This window comes from Undibacterium sp. Ji83W, assembly GCF_049340385.1.
Lineage (GTDB): Bacteria > Pseudomonadota > Gammaproteobacteria > Burkholderiales > Burkholderiaceae_D > Undibacterium.
This window is the reverse complement of the sequence record NZ_JBMPOZ010000001.1, coordinates 935,563-944,619: the sequence shown is the minus strand read 5'-3', so window position 1 is coordinate 944,619 and position 9,057 is coordinate 935,563. Positions and strand designations below refer to the sequence as shown.

The window sequence follows — 9,057 nt, the reverse complement described above, 5'->3', positions numbered from 1 at the left end:
CACGCGTTGTAACAGACACGATCAACCTGGGTACAGGTAACGATACACTGGTTACTTACGGTGCGATCAACCTGGCTGGTGCACAATTGTCTGGTATTGAAAACATCACAGCGAACTCCGCTGTTGTGATTACAGCCAGTCAATATGCTGCATTAATCGCTGCGCGTGCGGCCTTGAACCTGACTGGTCCGGTGCTGACCTTCAGCGGTGCAGGTCCGCATCAATTGACGATCGTTGACGACATCGCTGGTGCCAATAATATCGATCTGTCGTTTATCTCCATCACTGGTGGTACGCTGGTGTATGACGTGACTTCGTCTTCGAATGCGACGGGTGGGAATGTCAACAACAGTACGACTTCCAATGCGATTGTCGTGTCTGGAGGTGCCAGCGTGATTTCCGGCACCATAGGCACCAGCCCATCGAATGGCGGTGGCCAGGCCGCCAATGGTACTGCCCTGACTGCAGGCGGGACATTCAATGGCACAGCTGGCCTGAATGAAAATTTCACTGGCAATGTCGCTGCCCTGGTAGGTACCACCGTCAATGGTAACAATGCTGACTCTGACACCATCACCATCTCTGGTGGTGGTACGGTGAATATCGGCAGTGGCAATACCATCACCAATATCAAGACATTGACGATGGACAGTAGCGCTGCCAATGTTGTTTTCTTCGCGGTAGCGAATTCTGGCATTACCACCGTCAATGGCGGCTCAGGCAGTGATTATGTTGACCTGGCGAATAGTGGCAACTCCATGCTGGCTGGCAATATCAATCTGGGGGCAGGCACCAATACCCTGGTCATGGAAGGCAAAACCTATACTGGCACCTTTGTGGCTGGCTCGGGCACATCTGATACCTTATACCTGTTCAATGGCAGCAATATCAGCGCGGCCAATGTCAGTGGTTTTGAAACCGTCAATATCAACAATAACGCGTCTGTCACCATGACAGCAGCACAGTTTGCTGGCTTTACCACCTTCACTGCCGCAGGGACAGAAACAGTCAACATCACGACTACCGGCAGTATTACTGGCAATAGCAATGTAGAAAATTATGTACTGGCAAATGGTGGCAACACCTTCACCGCGGCAGCAGGCCTGGTTTCTGTAACGGGTGGCACGGGTAATGACACCATCACTGCGAGCTCAGCCATTATCGCTGCTGCCGCAACCATCAATGGCGGTGCTGGTACGGATACCCTCAATGTCGGTGCTGTGACAGCGGCCCTCGACCTGTCTGCCAAAGTCAGCAATGTAGAAGTCGTCAATGTCACTGGCGGTACTACGCCAACCTGGACAGTGACAAACGAGAACGGCGCAGGCGTAACGCTGAACTTCACCAAGTCTGCTGCTAACGACATCAACAACATCACCCTTGGCTCAGGTGGCCAGACCCTCAATATCTTGGGCACAGGCACAGGGCGCACTACCATCACTGGCGGTTCTGGTGCGGATACCATCAATTTGTCTGCCACAGCAACTGGTGCCGATGTCATTGCGGTTGGCTCAAACATCGCTGCCATTGATACAGTCAATAATTTCAAGGCAGCAGGTGCAGACATTTTTGCTACCGGTGTTTTGCCAACTTCATTGTTTAATCTGACTATAGCCAATGCCGACAGCAGCAGCCTGGCCGCAGCCATTGCTACAGCAGCAACAGCAGCGGGCTCCAGCCTGGCAAATACAGGCCAGGCTTATACCATCACCGTGAACAGCGGTACCGCAGCGGGCATTTATGCCTTCCAAAATACTGGCGGCAGTGTCGGAACAGTTGATGCCAGCGATTTCATCGTCAAACTGGGTGGCACAACAGGTACTATCTTTGTCAATGATTTTGGCATTGCCAATGCGGTTTCAGTTACAGCGGGTGGTACTTATAATGGCACAGCCACTACCAATGACATTTTCATGTCCACCATCCCTGGCCTCAATGGTACGACCATCGCCGGTAATGCTGCAGATACTGACATACTGACCCTGACCACAGCGGGCACCGTCACCATCAATAACGGCAGTACAGGCGGCACCATCAGCAATATCAAGGTCCTGAACCTGGCCAATGGCACCAATACCATCACCTACAATACTTCAGCAGGCTTCACCACCATCAATGGCGGTAGTGGCGATGACACCTTCATTCCCAATACCGCCTTGTTGCCCATCGTTGTCAACGGTGGCCTGGGCACTGACACCATCGTGTTGACAGCCACCTATGCTGCCACGGCTTCCGGCTCGGGTACTTTTGCCAGCAATGTCACTGGCTTTGAGAAATTGCGCCTCACCAGTGTAACCAATCAGAGCGTAGATTTGCAGGTCCTCGGTAACTATAGTGACGTCACTTTCGCTGGCGCGAATGGACTGACATTGAGCAACTTGCCCAGCAATGGCAACGTCACGCTGAATGGCGCGGGCACGGCCTTTACCATTTCCAATGCGGCCTTTGCCGGTGGCGTCAATGATATCGTCAACCTGACGCTGACAGATGCCAGTACTACTGCCGTTGCCTTTGCCACCACTGGTATTACGGCATCCGGCGTCGAGACTTTCAATATCACCACCGTTGACGGCCAGGCGACACCAACAGGTCTTTTCAATGACACGCTGACCATCCTTGGTAACTCGGTCAAGAACATTTATGTCAGCGGCAATGCAGGCCTGACCATGCCAGCCAGCAGCACCTCGCTGGTTAACGTCGATGCCAGCGGCATTACCCTGGGTGGCTTTACCTGGACGGCCAATGCACTGACAGGCACAGCGACTGTCAAAGGCAGTGCTACCGGCACCAATACCGTCAACATGAACTCTGCTACGGCTGGTGTTAACTACACGGGCGGTACAGGTAACGACAACGTGACGATCAACGCCACTGTTTCCAGCACAGCGGCGTTAGGCAACGGCAATAACAGCCTTGCCCTGAATGGCGTGACCATCCTCGGCACTTATACCGCGGGCAATACTGGTACAGACAGTCTGGCCTTCTTCTCTGCCATACCAGATATCAGCAATGCCACCATCACAGGATTTGAAAACCTGACGGTGACCAATAATGCCAACATCACGGCAACGATAGCCCAGATGTCGCAATTTACCGGCACCGTCAATGCATCAGGAGTTGAAACCCTGAACCTGACGACGGCTGGTACTTTCAATGCCATCAGCACGATAGAAAAGTACAACCTGGCCAATGGCACCAACAACTTCACCTCAGCCAACGTGGCTGTCAGCGTCATTGGTGGTACTGGTACGGATGTGTTCAATTTCACGGCCAACCAGGCCATCAACTTCCTGACCACCATTGATGGTGGCAATGGCACCGATATCCTCAATGTCGGTACCACCAGCACTCAAAACCTGGACTTCAGCACCAAGATCGCCAACGTCGAAATCATCAACGTGGCGGGCAGTACAGGTACGGCCAGCGTCACCAACCAGGATGGCGCGGGCGTGACCTTGAACTATACCAAGAGTACAGGCGACAACACCATAACCTTGGGTAGTGGCGGCCAAACCCTGAACTTGCTGGGTTCCAGTTCTGCGTCAACCACTATCACAGGCGGCGCTGCGGTGGATACCATCAACCTGCAGTTCTCAGGTTCTGGTTCTGAAACGCTGATAGAAACCGGTGCCAACATGTCCAACAAAAACCAGGTTGACGTGGTGGGTAATTTCAACTCGACAGGTACTGATTACTTCAAGACGGGTGTCAATGCAGCGAGTGTGGGTTCCTACATCATCGGTAATGCCGATACGGGCAATTACCTGACCACGATTGCTGCAGGCCTTGCCGTCGTTTTTACCCAGACAAACCAGGCTTACCTGATCACGATACAAACAGGTACAGCAGCGGGTACTTATCTGGTCCAGAACACCGGTTCAGATGTCACCCAGTTTGACACTACCGACTTCTTTGTACAATTGACGGGTACGATAGGTACGATTTCGACTGGTAATCTGATTGCATAAAGAAGAGCAATGCCAATGCCGGGGTAGATACTGAACCCCGCATGTCACCCTTGAAAACGTCAGCTTTGCTGGCGTTTTTTTTCATCCCTTGTCCCCACCTGAAGCACCTCTTTCCAAGATGACTAAGCTCAGCGAGTTATTTCTCATGCGCCAGCGCGCGCAAAAAAACTCTTGAAATTGTAAATTTAGTGTATTACTATATTAATACACGTGGCGATGCTGTATTAGTCGCCGGTGCATGAGAAATATGGAGCATGCCAATTACACGCAATGAAAGGCTGGACCATGGAGCAGGAAACATGACGCCAAACATAACGCGAGCTGAGCCGCGCCAGTTAGGCGCAGAAATATTCCAGGTGGCGACCGGGAGCAGTGAACCTATCTATCGCCAGTTGATAGAGCAACTGCGACGTCTGCAAGCGGGCGGACAAATCGCCGCAGGCGATGCCATGCCATCTGTGCGCGATGTCGCCAGTGAGCTTGGCGTCAATCCCATGACGGTATCCAAGGCTTACAGCATGCTGGAAGCAGAGGGTTTGCTGGTGCGCCGCCGTGGTTTGGGCATGGAAGTGGCGGCCCGTGCCAGTGGCAATTCTGACCTGGCATCCAGGCTGGAATTATTGCGTCCCAGCCTCGAACGCATCGCACTGGAAGCCAGCCAGCTGGAATTGGATTCCAAGGCAGTCATCACACTCTTGACCAGTATTCTTAAAGGAAAATAAGCATGCAAGCTCAGTTAAACGCACCCGTGCAAATCCAGGGATTGAGTAAATCCTTCAGCGGGCAAGCAGTGTTGAAAAATCTCGACTGGCAGATTGCACCGGGCAGTATCGTCGGCCTGCTGGGCCGCAATGGCGCAGGTAAATCCACCTTGATTGAATGCCTGCTGGGTTTGCGTGATATCGATGGCGGCAAGTCCAGTCTGTATGGCGAAATAGCAGGGCAGCTCAGTGCCGAGACCAGGGCCAGGATAGCCTATGTGCCACAGCGCAGTGACCTGTTCGAATGGCTGACGGCAAGGCAGTTGCTGGCCTACTTCCAGCTACTGTACCCACGCTGGAATGAAGCCAAGGTGCAGTCCCTGATGCAAGCCTGGGAGCTGCCCTACGACAAGGTCATCAGCAAACTCTCAGTCGGGCAAAAGCAGCGCCTGTCGATCATCCGGGCGCTGGCGCATGATCCTGAATTGCTGATACTTGATGAGCCGGTATCCAGTCTTGACCCTGCCGGTCGCCGTGATTTTTTACGGGAACTGATAGACCGCGTCATAGAAAAGCAGACCACGATCGTTTTCTCTACTCACATCCTGTCTGACCTTGAAAGGGTGGCCATGGATGTTGCCTTCCTTAGCGACGGGAAAATCGTGCACCAGCAATCTCTTGATGACATGATGGATAACACCGTGCGCATCTGTGCTGCCTCAACAGAATTGCAGCTTCTGCAGCCAGTTAAAGTTCTGCGTCAGACGTACAGTGCAAGCGGTGAGGGCAAGCTGCTGGCGCAATTCAACCGTGAACAATTAGATGAGCTGGAGTCGCGCAAGGATATTCGTGTGGATAAGCTCAGTCTGGAAGACCTGTTCATAGAAATGACACACTGAAATACCAAATGAAAAACCATGTGAATCACTATGTGACGCACAAGCTATTTAATGGGTTAACAGAATCGAGAAGGAAAAAAATATGAAATCCATTATTTCAATATGGATGCAGCCTGTGTATGGACGTCTCAATGCAGGCAGCCTTAAGCCTGCCTGCTTCATACTGGCTTTGATTTATTTGATACCCTTTGTTGAGATGGTTTTTGCTACCGGGTTTGAGCCTGGCATGAAATCGATCTTGCAAGCATGTATTAGTGGACTAGGCTCAGTCTTGTTGACGATGTTAATTTTCTGGTTTATCTCTCTTGTACCCAGTGTTATTATGCAATACACGCCTGCCTGCGCAGTCCTGGTGCCGCACATGAAGCGCCGCATGCAAGCTGCACTTGTATTACCTGTTTTGCTCATGCCATTGCTGTTCCCGCTCGCATTACGCATGCATGGAAAATTTTCCCAGGGATGGTTTTTAGGTGTGCTCGCCATGTTGATATATGTCGCGACTATACGCCATAAATGGGTAATCATTCTGATCATATTGACGGTACAGTTACCGGGTGGGATCAGCAAAATAAAGATGGCGCTTGCGACATCACCATATCTGGATCAGCCAGTGCTGTTTGTAGTCGCAGGCCTTGCATTTACTGCGGTGGTGGTACGCTGGTTTTTTTCCATGTATGGTGATCAGCATTTCAAAATTGCCGACAGCATACCGACGATGAGACAGTATATGCGTGGTGAAGAAGCTGGCATGAATCTGCACCCATTGAAATTTCTCAATCCCTATCAACTTTTGTTGCGCCTTTGTCTGGACAGGGTTCGTGCTGCACCAGAAAAAGTCAGACAACTGCTGCCATTTGCCATAGGTTCGCAGGCTTTTTGGTTGAGCAATTTTATTCCGGTGGTCATTATGGGGGCTGGTCTAAGTATCTACTTTGTATTCTTTTTTCATGATCCTGCGAAGAATGAGGCTGCTGACAATTCGATTGCCTATTTTGCTGCCTTGGTGTCTTTTATTTTGCTACCACCTATCTATGCTGCTGTTGCGCGTAGCAGTATCTGCCAGCGCAAGGAAGAACAAGGTCTGCTATTACTTGCACCCAGGTTGCCATCCAGGCATGAGCAGGGCAAGATGATGCTGTATTTCATATTGCGCCAGTATTTAAGTCTGTGGCTGGTGTCTGCCATTATCAGTTTGAGCGCAGCATATTTATCGCCTGCTTCTGAATATATGCATGAGGTGGTCTGGTTAATTACCTTTAGCCTGCTGCCTGTGAGTGTCTTGAGTTTGACCAACTATGCGCAAATACAATCCAGTTATCAATCAGCAGCGCTGGCTGCATTGGGAATACTGGCATTAGTAGGATTGACCACTCTAGGGCTCCATGCGCTGATCCCTGCTTTGCCAGTCTGGCTGATCTGTGCCCTGATTGTTGTTGCTACAGCTGTCGTATTGCGCCAACGCTGGCAGAGGCTGATGCGAGTAGAGGCATTGCTTCCTGTTGGCCGGGCTGTGTGAGGGAAACATCATGCGTGTCTTGATACTTTGTGCAGGGTTTTTACTCATGGCCATGTTGCTGACCCCGCCAGACCTGGTGGCGTCAGCCGGGCGGGCGGCAATCCTGTCCTGCCAATACGCCGGACGTGGGCTTGGGATCTGGGATTGTCTGAATTTCAAACTCAGCAAAACCTCGCTGGAAGTGCTGTATTCATACTTTAGTATAGGGCACATAAAGCTGTAAATCACCTATATTCACTGCATCTCTTCGTTGAGTACTCAACATTAAGGATTTCAGTATGAATATGCCCATGACCATGCAAGTATTTGCACCTGCTGCTAAAAAAGAAGATGCCAGAAGTTTAAGTGCATTGGAACAGTATGAACGCCGCCGCCAGGTAGTGCGCGCCCACCAGCGCGGTGCCAGAAAGGTGCAGATAGCGCGTGAACTGGGTCTCAGCTATACCGCTGTCTGCCTCATCATCGCACGCTATCAAGAGCAGGGCGCAGATGCGATATTGCCACACCGCCGTGGCCGCCGTTCAGGCGAAGGACGTGCCATGAGCAGTGAGCAAGAGCAACAAGTACAGCAACTGATACGCGACAATAAACCATGTCAGTTGCAAATGGATTTTGCTGAATGGACACGTCCGGCGGTTGCTGAACTTATCAACAAGCAACTGGGCGTACAAATGCATATACGCTCAGTCACCAATTATTTGAAGCGCTGGAATATCGTGGTCGAAAGAGCCGTGCCCAGCCCTTACTTGCGTGCACAAAAGCTGATGATGCTGGATACAGTGGAACAGGTGAAAGCGCCAGTCCCCTCAATTTATGACCCGCTGACCCAGGCCGCATCTCATCTGAATTGACGCATTGATTGAGAACCTGCGTTTTGATCAGCTCAGCCATTTCAGCAAATCAAGCAGGCGCTGTTCATTATTGCCGGTATCAAATTCCTTGATGCCGACTTGCTTCAAGGTGGGTTTGCCTGCTTCGGTGTCATCGAGTTGCCCCAGTTCTTTTTTCAAAGCCTGGATTTGTGCCGCCGTGATTTTGGGATGCGCAATCAAAGGCTGATAAGGCTGGGGCTGGCTGCTGTGGATGACGCGGTGGCCAGTTTTTTCCAGGTTCTTGGCAACACCTGAATATGACGCAACGCCACCAACATCGGCCAGCAGATTGTCCAGGTAAAACAGCACTGCGCCTTGTTCTTTGGCGTACTGGATTTTTTCTGTCGCCAGGTTAAAGCCATTGTGCGTCAACTCTGCCGAACAGAATCTCGACATATAAGACACTTTTTCAGGCAAGGCGATGCGTTTGCCCTTTACGTCGGCAATGCTCTTCAAGGGCGATGCCTTGGGCACGATCAGCAGGCATTGGCCGTCAGGCTTGGATGTCGACACCAGTTGATATTTATAGTCACGTATGCCGCGCGCAGGATAATCGCTGGGGCGGGCAATCACAAAATCCATCTTGCCCGCTTTCATGCCTTCTTCCAGCTGGGCAAACTCACGCGCCACCACTACCGTTACCTTTTTACCCAGCGCTTTGCCCATGACCTCGGCCAGCCCGGTATATTTTTCTATGACCTGAGCGGCATCCAGCCCGCCTGAGGTACCTTCACTGACGTACAGACTATAGTTGTTTTGTGCCTGCGCCTGAGCAGCAAAGCCAGCCAGGCAACAAGCAGTCATCGTAAGAATTTTTTTCATATCCGTCACCCTGGAAAACTGTTCATCATTCTTGTTACGCATTCCAAAACCAGGCGCATATACCCGATCGGACATTTGTTGCTGACTATGTGCGGGCTGACTGATACCGCCATCGCAACTTGCGGAAAGACCAACTTTAATCCAGATAAGTATCTGCAAGCAACCATTTTTAACATTCTTGCTTTTGTAAAATGTTTTTTTGTAACCTGTTAAGCAAGAAAACAAGCAGCAGACAAGCAATAAAACAAGTCAGAAAATTTCATGATCAGTTTGCCTATA

At 51.0% G+C, this 9,057-nt stretch carries 7 protein-coding genes; 6 read left to right on the top strand and 1 reads right to left on the bottom strand.

The genetic code is table 11. The annotated features are described in order from the left end of the window. From ACO0LD_RS04285 to ACO0LD_RS04260, 6 genes are all read left to right on the top strand, one after another. Positions 1-3,968, top strand: a 3,968-nt coding sequence (locus ACO0LD_RS04285) for a beta strand repeat-containing protein (RefSeq protein WP_423004028.1), incomplete at its 5' end; no start/stop codon positions are given. 299 nt (positions 3,969-4,267) lie between these two features. Beyond that, positions 4,268-4,690 carry a GntR family transcriptional regulator gene (locus ACO0LD_RS04280; RefSeq protein WP_423004026.1) on the top strand — a complete coding sequence of 141 codons (423 nt, stop codon included), beginning with the start codon at positions 4,268-4,270 and terminating at the stop codon, positions 4,688-4,690. A gap of 2 nt (positions 4,691-4,692) precedes the next feature. Next, a complete protein-coding gene (locus ACO0LD_RS04275; protein WP_423004024.1) occupies positions 4,693-5,568 on the top strand; it encodes an ABC transporter ATP-binding protein in 876 nt (291 codons plus the stop codon). An 82-nt stretch (positions 5,569-5,650) separates the two neighbouring features. After that, positions 5,651-7,084 carry a hypothetical protein gene (locus tag ACO0LD_RS04270; RefSeq protein ID WP_423004022.1) on the top strand — a complete coding sequence of 478 codons (1,434 nt, stop codon included), beginning with the start codon at positions 5,651-5,653 and terminating at the stop codon, positions 7,082-7,084. A gap of 10 nt (positions 7,085-7,094) precedes the next feature. Beyond that, the gene (locus ACO0LD_RS04265; protein ID WP_423004020.1) at positions 7,095-7,307 is read left to right on the top strand and encodes a hypothetical protein; all 213 of its coding nucleotides are present in this window, start codon (positions 7,095-7,097) and stop codon (positions 7,305-7,307) included. Positions 7,308-7,362: 55 nt separating this feature from the next. Next, positions 7,363-7,935: a helix-turn-helix domain-containing protein gene (locus tag ACO0LD_RS04260; protein WP_423004018.1), complete on the top strand. Its 573-nt coding sequence runs from the start codon at positions 7,363-7,365 to the stop codon at positions 7,933-7,935. A gap of 27 nt (positions 7,936-7,962) precedes the next feature. Here ACO0LD_RS04260 and ACO0LD_RS04255 read toward each other — a convergent pair whose 3' ends face one another. Further along, the gene (locus tag ACO0LD_RS04255; RefSeq protein ID WP_423004016.1) at positions 7,963-8,778 is read right to left on the bottom strand and encodes a phosphate/phosphite/phosphonate ABC transporter substrate-binding protein; all 816 of its coding nucleotides are present in this window, start codon (positions 8,776-8,778) and stop codon (positions 7,963-7,965) included. Between the last annotated feature and the right edge of the window lie 279 nt (positions 8,779-9,057).

Bases quoted from the DNA above. Each gene is read 5' to 3' on its own strand.
- ACO0LD_RS04280 (WP_423004026.1), top strand. From the start codon at position 4,268: ATGACGCCAAACATAACGCGAGCTGAGCCGCGCCAGTTAGGCGCAGAA.
- ACO0LD_RS04275 (WP_423004024.1), top strand. From the start codon at position 4,693: ATGCAAGCTCAGTTAAACGCACCCGTGCAAATCCAGGGATTGAGTAAA.
- ACO0LD_RS04270 (WP_423004022.1), top strand. From the start codon at position 5,651: ATGAAATCCATTATTTCAATATGGATGCAGCCTGTGTATGGACGTCTC.
- ACO0LD_RS04265 (WP_423004020.1), top strand. From the start codon at position 7,095: ATGCGTGTCTTGATACTTTGTGCAGGGTTTTTACTCATGGCCATGTTG.
- ACO0LD_RS04260 (WP_423004018.1), top strand. From the start codon at position 7,363: ATGAATATGCCCATGACCATGCAAGTATTTGCACCTGCTGCTAAAAAA.
- ACO0LD_RS04255 (WP_423004016.1), bottom strand. From the start codon at position 8,778: ATGAAAAAAATTCTTACGATGACTGCTTGTTGCCTGGCTGGCTTTGCT.